17 protein-coding genes and 3 pseudogenes are annotated in these 18,103 nt (G+C 51.8%); 16 read left to right on the forward strand and 4 right to left on the reverse strand.

The genetic code is table 11. The annotated features are described in order from the left end of the window. Positions 1-174: 174 nt before the first annotated feature. A complete protein-coding gene (locus tag JI735_RS17685; protein ID WP_039838014.1) occupies positions 175-1,626 on the forward strand; it encodes a methyl-accepting chemotaxis protein in 1,452 nt (483 codons plus the stop codon). A 565-nt stretch (positions 1,627-2,191) separates the two neighbouring features. On the opposite strand, the gene JI735_RS17690 is transcribed toward JI735_RS17685, so the two are convergent. Further along, complete coding sequence (locus JI735_RS17690; protein ID WP_039838011.1) at positions 2,192-3,118, reverse strand: hypothetical protein; 927 nt, start codon at positions 3,116-3,118, stop codon at positions 2,192-2,194. Between the two features lie 213 nt (positions 3,119-3,331). On the opposite strand from JI735_RS17690, the gene JI735_RS17695 reads away from it, so the two are divergent. From JI735_RS17695 to JI735_RS17750, 13 genes and pseudogenes are all read left to right on the forward strand, one after another. Continuing rightward, complete coding sequence (locus tag JI735_RS17695) at positions 3,332-4,288, forward strand: AAA family ATPase (RefSeq protein WP_020432898.1); 957 nt, start codon at positions 3,332-3,334, stop codon at positions 4,286-4,288. Position 4,289: 1 nt separating this feature from the next. After that, positions 4,290-5,539 (forward strand): annotated as a pseudogene (locus JI735_RS17700) (DUF58 domain-containing protein). Then, a complete protein-coding gene (locus JI735_RS35960; protein WP_233475940.1) occupies positions 5,536-6,621 on the forward strand; it encodes a hypothetical protein in 1,086 nt (361 codons plus the stop codon). The pseudogene JI735_RS17700 and the gene JI735_RS35960 overlap by 4 nt, the downstream one beginning before the upstream one ends. After that, entirely contained in the window at positions 6,587-7,777 is a 1,191-nt protein-coding gene (locus JI735_RS35965) for a DUF4129 domain-containing transglutaminase family protein (RefSeq protein ID WP_233475941.1), read from the forward strand. The genes JI735_RS35960 and JI735_RS35965 overlap by 35 nt, the downstream gene beginning before the upstream one ends. Before the next feature lie 89 nt (positions 7,778-7,866). Beyond that, a complete protein-coding gene (locus JI735_RS17710; RefSeq protein WP_020432894.1) occupies positions 7,867-8,394 on the forward strand; it encodes a YqeG family HAD IIIA-type phosphatase in 528 nt (175 codons plus the stop codon). A 5-nt stretch (positions 8,395-8,399) separates the two neighbouring features. Then, positions 8,400-9,518, forward strand: a complete 1,119-nt coding sequence (yqeH, locus tag JI735_RS17715) for a ribosome biogenesis GTPase YqeH (RefSeq protein ID WP_039838009.1) — start codon at positions 8,400-8,402, stop codon at positions 9,516-9,518. A gap of 22 nt (positions 9,519-9,540) precedes the next feature. Beyond that, positions 9,541-10,410, forward strand: coding sequence for a shikimate dehydrogenase (gene aroE / locus JI735_RS17720; RefSeq protein ID WP_202676247.1), 870 nt, complete (start codon positions 9,541-9,543; stop codon positions 10,408-10,410). A 133-nt stretch (positions 10,411-10,543) separates the two neighbouring features. Further along, a complete protein-coding gene (yhbY, locus tag JI735_RS17725) occupies positions 10,544-10,837 on the forward strand; it encodes a ribosome assembly RNA-binding protein YhbY (protein WP_039838004.1) in 294 nt (97 codons plus the stop codon). A gap of 62 nt (positions 10,838-10,899) precedes the next feature. After that, positions 10,900-11,502 (forward strand): nicotinate-nucleotide adenylyltransferase, encoded by a 603-nt coding sequence (locus JI735_RS17730; RefSeq protein ID WP_039838003.1) that lies wholly within the window; start codon positions 10,900-10,902, stop codon positions 11,500-11,502. Beyond that, positions 11,474-12,052: a bis(5'-nucleosyl)-tetraphosphatase (symmetrical) YqeK gene (gene yqeK / locus JI735_RS17735; protein WP_020432883.1), complete on the forward strand. Its 579-nt coding sequence runs from the start codon at positions 11,474-11,476 to the stop codon at positions 12,050-12,052. Before JI735_RS17730 ends, yqeK begins: the two co-directional genes overlap by 29 nt. Then, positions 12,049-12,396, forward strand: coding sequence for a ribosome silencing factor (gene rsfS, locus JI735_RS17740; RefSeq protein WP_039838002.1), 348 nt, complete (start codon positions 12,049-12,051; stop codon positions 12,394-12,396). The genes yqeK and rsfS overlap by 4 nt, the downstream gene beginning before the upstream one ends. Beyond that, positions 12,393-13,328, forward strand: a complete 936-nt coding sequence (locus JI735_RS17745; RefSeq protein WP_039838000.1) for a CvfB family protein — start codon at positions 12,393-12,395, stop codon at positions 13,326-13,328. The genes rsfS and JI735_RS17745 overlap by 4 nt, the downstream gene beginning before the upstream one ends. A gap of 129 nt (positions 13,329-13,457) precedes the next feature. Further along, positions 13,458-14,228, forward strand: a complete 771-nt coding sequence (locus JI735_RS17750) for a class I SAM-dependent DNA methyltransferase (RefSeq protein WP_039837999.1) — start codon at positions 13,458-13,460, stop codon at positions 14,226-14,228. Between the two features lie 86 nt (positions 14,229-14,314). On the opposite strand, the gene JI735_RS17755 is transcribed toward JI735_RS17750, so the two are convergent. Beyond that, positions 14,315-15,307, reverse strand: a complete 993-nt coding sequence (locus JI735_RS17755; protein WP_039837998.1) for an aldo/keto reductase — start codon at positions 15,305-15,307, stop codon at positions 14,315-14,317. 19 nt (positions 15,308-15,326) lie between these two features. Here JI735_RS17755 and JI735_RS17760 point away from each other — a divergent pair, with 19 nt between their 5' ends. Then, the gene (locus JI735_RS17760) at positions 15,327-15,995 is read left to right on the forward strand and encodes a TetR/AcrR family transcriptional regulator (protein ID WP_051052140.1); all 669 of its coding nucleotides are present in this window, start codon (positions 15,327-15,329) and stop codon (positions 15,993-15,995) included. A 104-nt stretch (positions 15,996-16,099) separates the two neighbouring features. After that, positions 16,100-16,348, forward strand: a pseudogene (locus JI735_RS17765) (DUF2975 domain-containing protein); the annotation flags it as partial. Between the two features lie 359 nt (positions 16,349-16,707). Here the strand turns inward: JI735_RS17765 and JI735_RS17770 are convergent. Together JI735_RS17770 and JI735_RS17775 are read right to left on the reverse strand one after the other, a co-directional pair. Further along, positions 16,708-16,866, reverse strand: coding sequence for a hypothetical protein (locus tag JI735_RS17770; RefSeq protein WP_020429499.1), 159 nt, complete (start codon positions 16,864-16,866; stop codon positions 16,708-16,710). 148 nt (positions 16,867-17,014) lie between these two features. Then, a pseudogene (locus JI735_RS17775) lies at positions 17,015-17,967 on the reverse strand (ArsR/SmtB family transcription factor). Positions 17,968-18,103: the final 136 nt, after the last annotated feature.

The following is an 18,103-nucleotide window of genomic DNA, read 5'->3' on the forward strand; positions in this document are numbered from 1 at the left end:
TTGGGCTACATTATAATCCATATTTCTCTTACTACGTTAAAAGGCATGTAAAATGATCAACATTACAGTTAAAAACATGTCGAATAATGACGATAAACAAAGTAAGAAAAGCATCATAATAAGATGGGGGAAGTGCGAGCGTTGCAGAATCATAGATTAACCGAAATTATTTGGATGAGAAACAAGATTATCATCTGCGCTTTTTGGGTTGTGGCCCTGTTAGGCGTGATTGTAGCCTTCCAATCGTCAGACTTGTGGATAACAAATGCGTTTGTTGTTCCCTTGAGTGCCGTTTTAACCGTGCTTCATCTCAGAAAAAAAGGAACCCTCATCATTCCTTGGGTGTTTACCGTTATTCTTGGAGTATTATCCGTTTATTTGAATCAGGGTGAGGTTAACATTCCGGTGGCGCTGCTGTTTTGCTCGATGCTGCTGTTTTACCCGAATTATCATTATTTTGCGATTGCGGCGGGCGCGAATGCTGTTAATATTTTCATTCAGACCGTTACGGGACATTCAGCGGGTGGTGCCAATCCGGATTTCCTGGCCTACTTGGGCGGATTTGGCATGTTTGTGCTGATCAGCGCCGTCATGCTCGGCGTATCCATTGTGAACCGCAAGCTGTTCCTTCGCAGTGAGCTGCACCGGCAAGAGGTCGAAGCTTCGGGCCTGCAGGTGGAATATTTGATGGAACGTGTAAAAACGGCGGTAGACGGATTGTATGCTTTTACCGGGAATTTCAAAGAGGAAGTGGAGATGGTCGATGCCATCACCAATGAAGTGGTTATCGGATTTCAGGAAGTATCCAAAGGCATTGAATATCAGGCGAGCAGCATCGCGGACATCACCGAGTCCATTTCCGTGTCGGATCAGCACATCCGCGATGTGGCCGGCTACTCCCAGGAGATGAAGCAGTTGTCCTCAGATACGGCAGAGGTCAGCGAGCAGGGCAGCAGCAATATTTCCCTGCTTACGGGTCAATTCGCTGAACTGCGGGAAGTCATGAATAACACCTCCGGGCAGATGCAGGAATTCTCCGAGCGGAGTCTGGACATGCACACGATGCTCGACGGAATTATGCAAATTTCCCGGCAGACCAATCTGCTGGCATTGAATGCTTCTATAGAAGCGGCACGGGCCGGGGAGCATGGACGGGGGTTTGCCGTAGTGGCCGGGGAGGTGCGCAAGCTTGCCGAAAGTTCCGGACAGACAGCGGATTCCATCAGCGAGGTACTCGCCAGCCTCCGGCAGCAGACGGAAGGTCTGATTGCACAGTTCGAACAGAGCCTTGAGATTCTGCATATGGGCAGTGAATCCGCACAGAACACAGAGAAGGTATTCCAGTCCATCCAGACTAACGCCAACAAGGTGCTGGCACAGGCCGGGGATGTGGAGCAAAGCTCAGCGGGCATGAAGCATTTTTCCGAAAAGGTGGTCGGAGAAATTACGGAGTTTTCCAGTGTTACCGAGCAGTCCAGCGCCGCAACGGAAGAAATTCTGGCAGGAGTGGAGGAGCAGCGCAACATTACCCATCACATGGTGGAGAGCTTCAAACAGCTGGAGAGCCTGATTGTGGGACTCAATGAACTGGTTTCGGGCGAAAAAGCAGATACTAAGAAAGAATAGAGGATATAAGAGGCTGGCTGGGGGGACCCGTCCGGCTTCTTTTGTTTTTAAGGTGTTTTTGCTGCATACGGCTATGAGGAGAGCGCCGGTTTCTCAACCCCGCATACCGCTCGGTTGAATCCCGTTTGCCGCATGAAGCAGACTGAGAGACGCTGTTTTGCAAAAAAGATCTGTTTTTCCTGTTGATTGGGACTCAGGAGGCGTTATATCGTCCGTTTGGACCTGGAATAAGGGGAAATGAGACAAATAGCGGAATCACTCAGTCCGGTTGTCCTGTGGAAACGCCTGATCCGCTTAAATAACGGATTTCCTGTCCGCATCGTCGGGTTAGCCCCGAAACAACGGCAGAAATACCGTTGTTGCCGAACCGTTAGCGGGTTTGCCCCAAAATAACGGCAGAAATGCCGTTATTGCCGCGCCGCTGGCGGGTTAGTCCCGAAACAACGGCAGAAATGCCGTTATTACCGCGCCGCTGGCGGGTTAGTCCCGAAACAACGGCAGAAATACCGTTGTTGCCGCGCGGTTTGCGGGTTAGCCCCGCCGCTGGTCAGTTTACCCCGTCCGGCTACAAAGGCAGGCGGCTCCCGAGAAGCTTCAATGCCGAAGCGCTGATATCTTTATAATCTTTATCGAGCCAGAGCCGGGGTTCCGGTTCATAGTCTTTGTTAAAAAGCAGGGCCGACAGGTTGCTGATCATTAGATAAGACGCATAAGGATGAGGGAAATCCGGATCGTTTTTGGCCTGCAGCAAAAATTTTTTTAGAATCAAATGATCCTTGGAATAGAATAGCTCGACTAATTTGGCCCGATATTCCAGCTCTGTGGATTTCATGTCAGGAAACTGGCTGTAGTCATACTGATGCTGCGCTTCGTGTTTCAAAAAGGAAATTTGAAATTCTTCCGACTGCAGATCGCCATAGCGCTTGAAATTGCAATACAGCCCCTCCACGTCGGCCCATCCACCGACCCATTTATGCTCACATGTAGCGAAGCTTATCCAGCCCTCCAGCAGAAAGTCCGACATCATATAGACCGTAACGTGCTGCTGCCCGGACGGAAGCTCAACCTCAAAATCCGCGCTCTCCATCGTGCGCCAGATATAGGGGCCTCTATAGGGAGGCGTGACACCTCCTAAGAAATAATAGCCTTTTTCTGCGAAGATAAGGGTCAGCTTCTGCTCAATTGCATCGAGGTCCGGCGTGTTCTCCAGCTGTACTAATGCAGCCAAAGCATTCTTGAGATATTCCTCGGCGGCAGATACTTCTTCGGAGCGTGTCAACACTGTACGGAAATAAGCATGGTAAGCTAGAATGACACTCTTGATCCAGCTATCCGGGCATTCAATCTGCTCTTCATAGTCTTTTAAATAAAACCGTTCTGTAAACCGCTGCTCGATTGCTGTGACTTCTTCGGTCTTGGGCTGGAAGGATTTCAGGTAATCCATAGCCTGGGGAATATCCCCTTGAAGACACAGCGAATAAAATGTATCCATAACTTCACTTCTTTCCGCAAACATTATGCCAAAACCGGGACTCATAATACTTTCTATTAAAAGTATAATTTTCCTCTATGGGAGTTATTGATTTTTGGGGACGGCCTGCCTGCGTATCTTAAAGATCGTAATCTCCAATAATGTACTTTGGGGCCCCTAATCATGTAAAATGTAAATATTACTGCTTATTCTGACTTAGGAGGATTACCCCATATGCCCGTACGTCAAGAATCCATGCAAATTATGAACGCTGTACGCAATAATCTGGAATCCTGCATCCTTGGTAAATCATTTGAAATAGAGCTGCTGCTGACTGCTCTGCTTGCCGGCGGACATGTTCTGATCGAAGATGTGCCGGGAACGGGCAAAACCCAGCTTATACGGGCGCTGTCAAGATCCATGTCCGGTGAATACCGCCGGATCCAGTGCAATCCGGATATTCTGCCAAGTGATATCACCGGGGTGTCCGTCTATCATCCGCGCGATGAAATGTTCCATTTCCGTCCGGGCCCGGTCATGACCAATATTCTTCTTGCCGATGAGATCAACCGCGCCACCACCAAAACACAGTCTGCACTGCTTGAAGTGATGGAGGAACGGAATGTAACTGTGGATGGAGAGACGTATCCGCTTCCGCATCCGTTCATGCTCTGCGCGACGCAGAATCCGATTGACTTCGAGGGCACCTATACGCTGCCGGAAGCCCAGCTTGACCGCTTTATGCTGCGGATCAGCCTGGGTTATCCGGATGCAGACACCGAGAAGAATCTGCTGATGAGCCATCAGGAGGGCCAGCCGGTGGACAGGCTGACCCCCGTTACCGGCATGGACCAGATTGCCGCCATTCAGGAGGAAATCCGTTCCGTCTATATCAGCGATCCTGTCCTGAATTATCTGCTGGATGTGGTCCGGCAGACCCGGGAGCACCCGCTGGTGCTGCTCGGGGCAAGTCCACGGGCCTCGCTCTCGTTCATGATGGCCTGCAAGGCTTATGCGTTTCTGCAGGAACGCGATTATGTGCTGCCTGATGATGTAAAGATTCTGACCCCTTATGCCCTGGGGCACCGTATTCTGCTGCGTCCGGAGTCGCGTCTGGACAACGTCAATGTGGACACCCTGCTGCAGAAGCTGCTGCAGAGCATTCACGTGCCTGTCACGATGAGGCAGTGAGATGAAGAGCTATCTATCCGGGGCTGCGGCGGTTATCCAGCCCGGCAAACTGGCCGGGGTTCTTGCCATTTGGGGCATCACGCTGCTCTATGTACTTTTTCAGGGCGGCAAAACTTCCTTCATGCTGTTTATTATGGTCACAGTGCTGCTGCTGTATTTAATCATCGGGGGCCTGGGCGGCGTCCGCCGGGCCAGAGGCACGCGCAGCCTGTATTCCGAGCAGGACAAGCCTGATTTATTATATGCCGGCGGATTGCTGCGGGTGAAGCTGAACATTACCATTCCGGGGTTTTTGCCCTTGCCGTATGTAGTGGTAAGAGAAATACTGAAGCGCCACAACGGGGAATCCTGGGTGTTCGAGGAGAGTCTTATCCCGAGCCTGAAGGGCAAGGGGGAACTGCATTTTCAGACTCCGGCGCTGGAACGGGGTCATTATACTTTTGAAAGTACGGATATCCTCGCGGAGGATATCTTCGGTCTTGTAGAGCACAAAGGAACGTTTCACGCCGAAGGCCAGTTCCGCGTTCTGCCGCGCTCCGTATTCGTTCCGCGCTGGCAGCTCTATGAGCGGAGAGCCCGGCTGGCCGGGCCCAGGCTTCCCTGGTTCCCTCGCGGCGCGAGACGACGCAGATCAACGGCGTCCGTGATTACGTCTACGGTGACCGGCTGACCCGCATTCACTGGAACGCGACGGCCAAGACCGGCGACTGGAAGTCGAAGGAATTCGAGCATGAATCCATTCCCAAAACCGTGCTGGTCCTGGACGGCAGCGCTTCGGCCTATGGCAGCAGCAATCAGTTCGAGCTTGCCGTTTCGGTCACTTCCTCGCTGCTGGGCTATGGCATCCGGGAGCGGATCGGCATCGGCATGTGCTGCCTGGATAAGAATACGAAGGTGTTCAGTCCAGCGGAGGGCAGTGCGGAACGCCAGAAAATGATCCAATATTTAATCGATATCAATGCTGAAGGCCGGGGACCGCTGATCACACGGCTGGAAAAGGCGTACCGCTTGTTCCCCAAAGGCTCCTATTTTGTGCTGATCAGCCCGCAGTCGGGACAGTCTGTATTGGATGTGATGCGCTGGGCAGAGAGCCGGGGGATGACGCCTTCGCAGATTCATGTGCGGAACCCGGCGGCCAAGAACCGCAATCAGGAGTGGATGGATGTGCTGGCATCTCGCGGCATAACAGGCTACAGTGTGAGTTCGCTGCAGGAGCTCCCCGCGGTGCTCGGAGGTGACAGAGCCATATGATACGCTGGTGGAATGGAATCAAATCGTCATGGCATCACTCCTTCAGCCTATTGTGGCTGATGGTCATTGCCCGGCAGTGGGTTTCCTACACAGAGCCTTACTGGCTGGAAGTAACAACCGCCGCGGTACTGCTTACCCTGACTTTTGCGGCAGTTATTGAAATTCTTATACCTGTCAAAATGATCTACCGGCTGCTGCTTGAAGCTGTTGCAGGGGTATACCTTACCTACCGCATGATCCTGCATTACGGAACCTATGTTCCCGATCCCTGGCTGCCGGGGCTTCGTGAGAGGCTGCCCGATATCATGTTGCAAATGACGCCGTACATCTGGTTCGCGCTGGGGGCGCTTGTTCTGCTTCTGCTGTCCTCCTGGTGGGTATCCTCGAAGCCGCGGATCCTGATGTTTACTGGAATGAACATCTCGGCGTTTGCTGCGCTGGACTCTTTTACTTCTTCTATTCTATGGCAAGAGGTAGCCTGGACCGTATTTGCCGGCATGGGCTGGCTGGTTACCCAGCATTTAAGAAGCTTTCAGCTGCATTATCCGCGCGGCTGGACCCAGCTGCTGAAATATCCTTTTAAAATCGCGGTTAATGTAGCCATTATCTTCTCTTTAGTGATTATTACCGGTGTAAATATGCCTGAAGTGCGTCCGACGCTGACGGACCCTTATACCGCATGGCAGGAATGGAACGGCAACGGAACCAGTCCGGGTTCCAAAACCGCCGGGTCGTCCGATAACGGAAACGGTACAGCCTCTGCAGGCAGTACAACCTCCGGGTACAGTACGGATGACAATAATCTGGGCGGTGGCTTCAATTTCGATTATTCGCCAGTGATGACTGTAACCGCGGATCTGCGCACGTATATGCGCGGAGAGACCCGCAGCGTCTATTCAGGCTCGGGCTGGAGCGACGACAACCCGTTCACCAGAGGAGACCTGAAAGGGGGCGTGGTCGGGCAGCCGCTGGAGCAGGATAGGGGATCCAAGGTCCAGACAAGGGAGCTGAAGCAGACCGTAAAGATACTGGGGGAATTCTTATCCGGTGCTGTTCGGGGGGCTGTCCATTTCCAAGGTTAATTCGGTGAATGGCGCGGATTCCAGCAGCAGTCTGCTCTGGAGAAGCGAGGGCAGCGAGCTGCTGTGGGAATCTGTGGAGAACAGCAGAGCGTATCCGAGAGAATATGTGCTGACCTCCCAGGTGCCTGTTATTCCCATACAGGAACTGAACAAGCAGACCTATGAGCAGCTTTATGGCGGGCTGGATATGGATCAGCAGTATCTGCAGCTTCCCGGAAATTTCCCGGAGCGGGTCAGAGAGCTGGCGGAAAAGGTTACAGCGCAGGGGAAGACGCCTTATGAGAAAATAGCGCTTCTGCAGCAATATTTGCAGCAGTCCTTTCCCTACACCAATCAGCCGGATCTGTCACGGCGCAAAAGCAAAGACCTTGTGGAAAGCTTCCTGTTCGAGATTATGGAAGGCTATTGCGACTATTATTCCACTGCGCTTGTGACCATGGCCCGTTCACTGGATATCCCGGCCCGCTGGGTGAAGGGTTATGCGCCAGGCGAGCAGGCCGAGCTTCCGGACAACCTTGCCGTTCAGCAGGGAGGCGCTGTGCTTAATAATAACTATACGATTACCAACGCGGATGCCCATTCCTGGGCGGAGGTTTATTTTGGGGACTACGGCTGGATTCCGGTCGAGGCGACTCCGGGGTTCGCGGCTCCATTGCTGGCACAAAGCGAAGATACCGCGCCGCAAGCGACCGCCGCACCTGAAGAAGACCAACCCCGGCCGGAACAGGTAGAAGTGAATAAGGGAACGCAGGAGCAGGGCTTTCATCTGAAAATATGGATCGTGGCAGCGGCTGCGGCTGTGCTCCTGGCGTGGGCAGGGTTCCTGCTCTGGCAGCGCCGGTTCACCCTTCGCTTCTTCCTGCAGCGGCTGCGCAACGGCCAGCCGCTGTCGGCGGTTCAAAAAGTTGAAGCGGAAACCGCGCGTTGGGTAAGGTATGCCCGCAGGAAGGGCATGCTGAAGGAAGAGCATGAAACACTCCGCGAATCCGTGGACCGCTGGAGCCATGAGCGCCCTGCGGCTTCCGGCAATCTCACGGCGCTGCTGCGCATGTTCGAACGGGCAAAATACAGCCCCGAGGTTATTGAAGACAAAGACTGGCGCAGCGTGTATACTGAAGCTTTGCGGCTGCGCAAAAGCATCAGGTCCGGCAAGTGATGCAGCGGGCATACCATGGCCGCTGCAGATTCATTTGCGAAGCGCAAAGAGTATGATATAGTTTTTCGTAAGAAATCGAGGTGAACGTATTGTTTGAAAGGTTAGTGCCCAAACTCCGGGTGAACACGGTATTCGATATTGCTCTTGAGGAGCTGTACGCTCTGGGCTACCGTGGCATCATTACGGATCTGGATAATACGCTGGTTGGCGCCAAAGCGCCTCTGGCGACCCCCGAGCTGCTGTTATGGTTCGCAAAGGTGAAGGAGCTTGGCTTCAAGCTCATTATTGTGTCGAACAATAACATGGACCGGGTGTCACGCTTTGCCACGCCGCTTAATATTGAGTTCGTGCATCAGGCCCGCAAGCCCAGCAATACTCCATTCCTGAAAGCAATGAAGCAGATGGGGCTAACGCCGGAACAGACGATTGTGGTCGGCGATCAGATGCTGACCGACGTCTACGGCGGCAACCGGCTGGGATTGTATACGGTATTGGTATTGCCTATCTCCGTTAAGGATGAAGGGATCGGCACGAGAATCAACCGCAGGGTGGAGCGGATTGCAACGACACGGCTGCGCAAGCAAGGATTGTGGCACGAGGAGGATAAACCTGAATGAATTCAATGAATGAAACGAAGCGCCCTGAGAAATGCAGCGGCTGCGGCATTAAGCTGCAGACCGCGGATAAGGACCTTCCGGGCTATATTCCAGGGGTGGCATTTGAGCGGGAGCCCGTGATCTGCCAGCGCTGTTTCCGTATTAAGAACTATAATGAAGCTTCTTCCGTATCCGTGGATCAGGATGAGTTCCTGCATCTGCTGAGCGGCGTCGGCGAGAAAAATGCGCTTGTCATTCATATTGTCGACCTTTTTGACTTTGAGGGCAGCCTGATCTCCGGCCTGCAGCGGTTTGTGGGCAATAATCCGGTCATTCTGGCAGTCAATAAAAGCGATTTGCTGCCCAAGGTGACGAACTGGAACAAGCTGCGCAACTGGATGCAGCAGCGCTGCAAGGAGCATGGCCTGCGGACGGCGGAGATTGTGCTCTGCAGCGCCAAGCGCAACCAGGGCTTTGACCGTCTGCTGGAGGCAGTGTCTGAGCTGCGCGGACAGCGCGATGTGTATGTGGTCGGCGCAACCAATGTCGGCAAGTCTACGCTGATTAACCGGCTCATCTCCGATTACAGCGATCTGGAGCAGGAGCTGACCACCTCCCGTTATCCGGGAACCACGCTGGATACTGTGAAGATTCCTCTGGATGACGGGCACTATATCATCGACACACCTGGGATTGTATACCCTTGGCGCTACAGTGAACTGGTGGAACGCAAGGATCTGGGAGCAGTGATGCCCGAGAATCCGCTGAAGCCGGCCGTATATCAGCTGAACGAGGGACAGTCGCTGTTCTTCGGCGGGCTGGGCCGTTTTGATTTCGTGAAGGGGGAACGTCAGTCCTTCACCTGCTACATCAGCGGAACGCTGAAGATTCACCGCACGAAGCTGGAACGTGCGGATTCCCTCTATCAGGAGCACCGGGGAGAACTGCTGTCTCCGCCGGGAACCGCAGACATGGACAAGCTGCCGCAGTGGCAGCGCCACGAGTTCCGCATCGGCCGGAACAGCCAGAGTGATCTGTTCATCTCCGGCCTGGGCTGGATCAAAGTGAACGGAACAGGCGGAGCGGTTGTGGCTGTTCATATCCCGAAGGGCATTAAGGTTCTGACCCGCCCATCGCTGATCTGATCTATAGGAGGGCGAATACGCTGTGACAACTGCAAACGGCCAGTACTGGAACAAGGATATACTGCTGGGGGTAATGGGTGATCCTATCGCCCATACCAAATCCCCGCTTATGCATACAGCGGCCTTGAAGGCGCTCGGCATTCCGGGAGCCTATGTGCCGCTGCATATTGCCCCCGGCCACTTGGGTGAAGCCATTGAGGCAATCCGTACATTGGGATTCCGCGGGGTGAACGTGACGATTCCGCATAAGGTAGCGGTGATGGAATATATGGACAGGATTGATGACAGCGCGGTGGCTGTCGGAGCGGTCAACACGGTGGTCAATGACGATGGCATTCTGACCGGATACAATACGGACGGGATTGGTTATGTCCGCTCGCTGAAAGCGGAAGCAACGCCGGATTTGGCAGGCTCCCGGATTCTTGTCATCGGGGCCGGCGGGGCGGCACGAGGGATTATTGCCGCGCTGCTGCTGGAACATCCGGCGGCAGTGGTGATTGCCAACCGGACGGTGGAGAAGTCGAAGCAGCTGGCGGAGGCTTTTCAGGGCAAAGGTACGGTTAATGGCATCGGAAACGATGAGATCGCAGCCCATATTGCGGATATGGATATTGTAATTAATACGACCTCCGTAGGCATGTACCCCCATATAGACGCTATGCCAATCGACCCCGCCTTACTCCGTGAAGGCATGATTGTCAGTGATTTGATCTACAATCCGCTGCAGACCAGGCTGCTTACGGAGAGCCGTCAGCGGGGCTGCCGGATACACGGCGGCCTGGGCATGTTCGTCTACCAGGGAGCTTATTCGCTTGAGTACTGGACCGGCCGGAGCGCTCCGGTGGATATCATGCGGCAGACAATTATAGATTGTCTCGGCGGCAGCGCCTAATCCTCAACTCTTCCGGTGCTGCTTGCATATCTTCTCTACAGGGATATCTTTTCCGCCAGCTTCATCAAATAGGGTTCATTAGTTTATTGCAATTAGGGTAATAATATTTGTTAATTAAGGAGCTTGTTCATTTATGTTAACTGGAAAACAAAAACGCTATCTCCGCTCGCTGGCGCATCATCTGGATGCCGTATTTCAAGTCGGCAAAGGCGGGGTCAACGACCATCTGGTCCGCCATATTGAAGAAGCGATTGAAAAACGGGAGCTGATGAAGATCAGCGTGCTGAACAACAATGCGGATGATCCGAAGGAGATCGGCGCCGCACTTGCGGAGCAGTCAGGTTCTGAACTGGTGCAAGTCATCGGCAAGACGATCATTCTGTACAAGGAATCACGCGACAACAAAACCATCGAGCTGCCCCGCTAAAAGCGGCTCCGCAGCTTGCGGGAGCGTGCAGTTTACCCTGATAATAAGAGGAGGTAGACCTCTTGAGAGTTGGAATTATGGGAGGGACCTTTGATCCTCTTCATATCGGCCATATGATGGCAGCGGAGACTGCCAGGGAGTCCTACGCACTGGAAGAGGTATGGTTCATGCCTTCGCATATTCCGCCGCATAAGCATGAGGCCGGTGCGTCGGGCGAGGAACGGCTGGCCATGGTGGAGGGTGCTGTCAGGAATCATGCCGCTTTTGGCATTCTGGACCTCGAAATCGCCAGGGGCGGCGTATCCTACACCTATGAAACGATTACCTTGCTGCAGAAGGAATATCCGGAGCATGAATTTTTTTTCATTGTGGGCGCGGACATGGTCCAGTATCTGCCGAAGTGGCACGGAATTGAAGAACTGGTGCGGCGCCTGACCTTTATCGGGGTAGGACGGCCTGGCACACCGCTGGATCTTGCGGCCTTACCCGGCTTCATTGCCGAGAAAGTGCTGCTGGCGGACATGCCGCTCGTGGATATCTCTTCAACGATGCTTAGGGCCAGGGCCGCCGAAGGCAAGTCTATCCGCTATATGGTGCCGGATGCTGTATATGATTATGTTCAAAGGAGTGGATTGTATGGCACTCAGCCGCGAAGCGCTGATTGAAGCCGTCTCCGCACAGATGCCCGACAAACGCTGGAAGCACACACTGGGCGTGATGGAGACATCGGTGAAGCTGGCAGAACGTTACGGCGGTGACCCCGTCCGTGCCGAAACGGCGGCGATTCTGCATGATGTGGCCAAATACTGGCCGGTCGAACGAATGAAGGAGATCATTGAGGCAAACGGGCTGTCCGCCGAGCTGCTGAGCTATGACAAGCAGCTGTGGCATGCGGAGGTAGGCGCTTTTGTGGCCGGGGATGAATACGGGATTACCGATCCTGAGGTGCTGGATGCTATACGGTACCATACCTCCGGGCGCGAGAACATGGGCCTGCTGGAGAAGATCGTATGTCTCGCTGATTATATTGAACCGGGGCGGGATTTTCCGGGGGTAGATCATATCCGCAAGCTGTCCAAGGCAAGTCTGGAGGAAGGGCTGCTGGCCGGATTCGACTCCACGATCAGCCTGCTGCTGCAGAAGCGGCAGATTGTGTTTCCGCTCACCGTACTGGCCCGCAACGACCTAGTAAGAATATTGGAGGATAAAATATGACGATAGAATCAAGCAAGCTTTTGCAATTGGCCCTTAAGGCCGCCGAAGATAAAAAAGCAATGAATGTGGTTGCGCTTGACCTGCGCAGCGTGTCACCGATCAGCGACTATTTTGTCATCTGCCACGGGAATTCCGACACACAGGTACAGGCTATTGCCACAGAAGTACGCAAGGTGGTTCATGAAGCCGGCGGCGTAATCCGCGGCATTGAAGGCATGGATGCAGCCCGCTGGGTCCTAATGGATCTGGGAGACGTGATTGTGCATGTCTTCCACCGCGATGAGCGTGAATATTACAACATCGAGCGTCTGTGGTCCGACGCCAAGGTTGTGGAAACCGTATGAGTCTGATTGCCGGAACTACGGTTACATTGGAAGTTTTGCGTGAGGTGTCCCCTTACGGGTACTTCCTGGGCGCGGGTGGCCAGGAAGTCATGCTGCACTATACGGAACTCGTTGGCAGCAAGCCTAAGACTGGAGACAAGGTGGAGGTATTCATCTTCTTCGATACGGAGGACCGCCTGGCGGCCACAATGAAGAAGCCGTTCCTGACCCTGGGCGAGATGGCCCTGCTGGAAGTGGCGGACATTCATCCCCGCCTGGGCTGCTTCCTGGAGATGGGGCTGGGACGGCAGCTCCTGCTGCCGATCCGTGAGCTCCCGGAGCTGGTTGAGCTGCGTCCGCAGGTAGGCGACAAGGTATTTGTGCTCATGGAGCATGACAAGCAGGGGCGTCTGCGCGCCAAGCTGGCCGGGGAGCAGGAGCTTGCCCCGCTTGCTCTTCCTGCGCCTGCCTCCTGGATGGGGCAGACGGTTAAGGCCCGCGTGTACAAGCCGCTGCAGATGGGGACCTTTGTGCTTGTGGACGGCGGTGTGCTGGGCTTTGGAATCATCGGCATGGTCCATTCCTCCGAACGCAGCCGCCTGCTGCGGCTCGGCGAGGAGTTCGAGGCCCGCGTCTCCCATATCCGTGAGGACGGCCGGGTGAATCTGTCCATGTCGCAGCGCAAGGAAATCGGCCGGGATGTTGATTCCGCCGCGCTGCTGGACTTCCTGAAGGAACGTCCGGGCAGAGCGATGCCGTATTCGGATGCCACACCGCCGGAGATCATCAAGCAGCGGTTTGGCATCAGCAAGTCGGCATTCAAGCGTGCCCTCGGCAAGCTGATGAAGGAAGGTCTTGTTACGCAAAAGGAGAATTGGACCTATCTGGCCCGCAGCGAAGAGGATGGAGCGGATCAAGGACAGTCCAAGGACAACGGGGTGCCCGAATCATAACGGGCACTGTAAGCTGATGGCCTGCTCGTAATAAGGCCGCAGGGACTTAAGGAGCGTCAACGGCCGGAAGCCTCAACCTTCTCTGCAGTCACGATCAACGATTTACAGAAAGAAAGTCGGTGTAAGCCAGTGTCTTCCTATGGGAAATTTGCATATGTATACGATGAACTGATGGCGGATATGCCGTATCCGGATTGGCTGGCCTTTGCGGAGACGGCATGGAGCAAATACGGCAAGCCCTTGACGGTTGCAGAGCTGGGATGCGGAACCGGAAGCATCACCATTCCGCTCGCGGCCTCCGGCTACCACATGACGGGAATTGACCTGTCTTCGGATATGCTCTCCGTGGCACAGATGAAGATGGAGCGCCATCCGCAGGGGCGGCGTTTTCTGCGCGAGGGCAGTGTGCGCTGGGTTCGGCAGAACATGAAGGAATGGGAGCTGCCGGAACCGGTCGATTCAGTCATTTCCTTTTGCGATTGCTTGAATTATGTGCTGGAAGAGCGGGATATCACCTCCGTATTTGAATGCACCTATGCCGGTCTTAAGGCCGGAGGCACCTTCCTGTTCGATGTGCATCATCCGAATACACTCATCCGTTATGAGGAGGAGCAGCCGTTTGTGCTGGACGAGCCTGCGGTATCGTATATCTGGACCTGTGAAATGGATGTCCCGCGCCGGGAGATTGAGCATCATCTGTCCATCTTCGCCCGTGAAGAAGGAGGGAGCGGCCTATACCGCCGTTTTGAAGAGACGCACATCCAGCGGGCCTATGACCCGGAATGGATGGCAGAAGAGCTGCGGAAGGCAGGCTTCAGTGAAGTGAAGGTCTACGCCGATTTTGAGTGGGTGGAGGCCGACGACAGCGCCGGACGGCTGTTCTATGTAGCGGTCAAATAAACAATAGCTGATGAAGGTCCTACCATTCAGGGAGGGCCTTTTTGCTGTTTAGGCGTGCCCGGAGGCACGCCTTATTATAAAAACTATCAATCTCTTGTGAAGTTCTCTATCATTCCAGCTGGATACCGGCTACCTGCTGATCCATGTGGGAGGATCTCTTTAATACGTTGAAGATCAGCTTCTGTAAGATTGACATTAACAGCATTAATGTTTTGCTCAACCCGAGTAACACTGCGTGTACCAGGGATTGGGACGATATTCTCTCCTTGGTTAAGAAGCCAAGCTAGTGCCAATTCTGCTACAGAAATACCTTTGTTAGAAGCAAGTTCTTTAAGTTGTTCAGTTGCTTTTAGGTTGTAGATATAGTTTTCCCCTTGCCAACGCTCATCGAATCGACGCATATCTCCTTCGGGGTACTCGTGGGATGGTTTAACTGCATCTGTCAGGAATCCTCTGCCTAATGGAGCGTAAGGTACTAGACCTATACCCAATTCATTCAAAGTTGGTAGTATATCGTCCTCGATCTCGCGTTCGAATATGGAGTATTCAGTCTGAAGCACAGACACTGGGGTAACAGCGTGAGCTCGACGGATTGTTTTGGAACCCGTATTACTCAAACCGAAATATTTAACTTTCCCTTCTTTGATAAGATCTCCAACGACCCCGGCTACTTCCTCGATAGGAACATCAGGATCAGGGATATGCTGATAGAAAACATCAATGTAATCAGTCTGCAGATAGCGAAGACTGTTCTCAGCTACTTTACGAATATTTTCCGGACGGCTGTTAAAACGTGTTCCGAGCTGCTCGGCAGTCATGTCAAATCCAAATTTGGTAGCCAGTACTACCTTGTCACGAAAATCCTTCACAGCTTTACCCAGCAACTGTTCATTGTGACCATTTCCATATCCATATAATTCTGCCGTATCAAAGAAATTAACTCCAAGCTCATAAGCTCGACGAATAGTCGCTATTCCTTCATTTTCATTTGAAGGACCGTATGCCATTGTCATCCCCATAGTACCCAAACCAATAGAAGAGACTTTTAAACCTTGTTGACCAAGAATTCGAGTTTGCATTTTTGTTCCTCCCTAAATAATGAAAATCAGATTGTTATCACCCGAGTGTTTAAAGCCTAGGAACAAAAAACATAATATCAGATTGTTATTACACGTTAGAAAAAATGGGTTTCAAGGTTTGAAAATGGACGAAATCTCAAAAATTATGGATATAAGCAGGGCGACTTTATATAAATATTTCTCCACCAAAGAAGATATTATTACGTTTATTGTGAGTTCTTTTGTCGAATACATCCACGAGATTATTGAAGATTCTGACTCTAATCAAGTATTCGTTCAGCGATTTCAGCAAACATTTGAACAAACAATCTTATTAAAAGAGTACATCACAGACATTTTCCTAAGGGAACTTGAAAATAGTTACCCTGAGAACTATGAGCGACTAAAAGAAGCCATGAAGCAACGAGAAGATCAGGAATTGGCTTTTTATGATGATGGAATAAAAGAGGGTTTTTTTAATAAGATTGATGGCAGGCTTATCATTATGCAAGATGAGATTCTAAGTAACATTTTAGATGTAAAGTACTTGATGGAGAACCATTTGACCGTGTATCAGGTGCTATTTGACTATTACAATCTAAAGAAATTTCAGTTGTTTAAACCTGATAAAATTAAAATGATAGATGACAACTTGATGATCCCTAGAATTGAGCATATGGCACAAAAAATTTCAAAAAACTTGTATTAAACTTAGCATTGAGGATTAATTGTCCATGTCAAAAGCAAGGAATACAGACTTGCCTACTGAAGCAATTGCTGTTGGTCAATTTATCTGATGTACGAGGTTTTTTATTGAAAGCGGACATTGACAAGAACACAGCGTTCTCGGAATTATCTGTAAAGGCGTTAAAGAACATAAAGTGCTGTGCGATTACAATCAGTGGTTTATATGTATTAGGTTTGCCACTCTTTCGTTTTATAGCGAAGAAAGTGGACCCTCCTATTGGATTAATGGGGCTCATTATCATTTTTGCTTCGTTGGTTATCACCGTTTTTGCTGCTATCCTCCAACGGCTTCTACAAGAAGCGATTAACATATAATCAGAAAATGATTTGACGGGCTGAGGTGGGGAATATGACGATTATCATTAATATTGATGTGATTAAACGTTTTTCAAAGCTGAGTAATCTCCAATTCATAACCCCCGTTAAATCAACAACTCCAATCGTGAGTGGACCACGTAAAGTGCCTCAGAGGACCCGGGAGATAATTGCACGGTCAACCTCCATGTCTTAAACACATTAAATGGTCGATAATCCTGCACGTAATACGCCTTGCCTATAGTACAACAATCCGGGATGCGTATGCCTCAAGTTCATATTCAACTGCCGAAGAAAATGTGGTGTGCTGTGCAAAAATAAGAACCGGCCCAGGACGGGCCGGCATCTTTCAACCTTTTTCAGCGGTGCTCGAACAGATCGATGGCTCCCAGCACGATGTGGGCGAGGCCAAATCCAAGAATACCTGTAGCGGCCATCTTATACCGGCTGCCTAAAAAAGCTGCGCTTGAAGCGGTGACTACAGTTCCAAGAACGGTGGGAATCAAACCTTCACGCATCCGAAACACTCCCTCTTAAGCTGGTTTGAAAGACATGGTTAGTGTGGGTTAAGGTGCGGGACTTTATACTGTGGAGATGGCTTCCATAAAAGCGCAAAGACCATATGCCGGGCAGCATGCCCGGCATATGGTCTTTGCGGTGCGCAGCCTATTCCGCGCTGGTTGGAGTGGGGCCGGAGACGTCTTCGACCTCGTGAACATCGTAGAGCACACGGGCCAGCAGGTCCTGGCTGTAATTGCCGAAATGCTTGCCGTAAATGGTCAGTCCGCGTTTGTTGACCGGCTTGTCGGTGACGGCAATGCGGAAGGTCAGCTCGCTTTTGTAATCCAGCTTGATATCGTCCAGCGTAATATCCGAGATGCGGCAGCCGTCGATGAAGCTTCCTTCATTGTTGATGCGGATCAGCTTAAGCATGCCGTACTGGTTCAGGTGGGGGGCCACCAGTCGGGGTTAAAGGTGCCGCGGGCAGCGCCGAAATCGCCGGGACTGGTCCAGAAGCCAATTTCGATGCCGTTCACATAAAAATACAAATCCGAAGGATAATTGTCGCTGAATCCCGGAGCCTCCGAACCAATCTCCATAGAGAACTGAATTTCGCGGAAGGTCTGATTTGCCTTCAGGTAGTTCGGAATCCGGTATTCCAAAAAGCCTTCGGCCATCCAGATGATTTCGGAATCAATCCGCTGGGGATCGGCGAAATAGCGCGGTTCATCAAAGTCGCCAATGATACTGTCCTTAGTAGCCAGTCCGCAAGTCGGCACTGCGTGGTAGTTGCTGTAATGCCCAACCTGGATTTCGACCTCGTACAGATTGTCAGTCTCCTTGCTCCGCAGATCCACCATTAGCTTATCCTTATTCAAATAGCACACCTTCTGGATGCCATGCTTGCCTACGGAAGTATTAATCTCGATCAGGCCGCTTTCCTCCAGCTTCTTGATGTGCATGGTGATGGCTCCATTGCTGAGATTCAGCTTCTTGGCAATTTCATTGAGATTGAGGGCCTGATTGGTGGCGAGCAGCTCCAGAATTTGAATCCGGATCTCGGAGCTGAGCGCTTTGAAGATATCAATCCCGCTCATTAGATCTTTAATATAAATCATGGTTAAGTACCTTCTTCCGCTAACGTCATTATCGAAACTATTTTATAAAATTATAAACTAATCAGGCTGAAAAGGGAAGTATTCTCCATTTTTTTGTCTAATAATTTAAAAATTAATTATATTTCAAACGAAAAAT

Origin of the sequence: Paenibacillus sonchi (genome assembly GCF_016772475.1) — a bacterium.
GTDB lineage: Bacteria > Bacillota > Bacilli > Paenibacillales > Paenibacillaceae > Paenibacillus_AQ > Paenibacillus_AQ sonchi.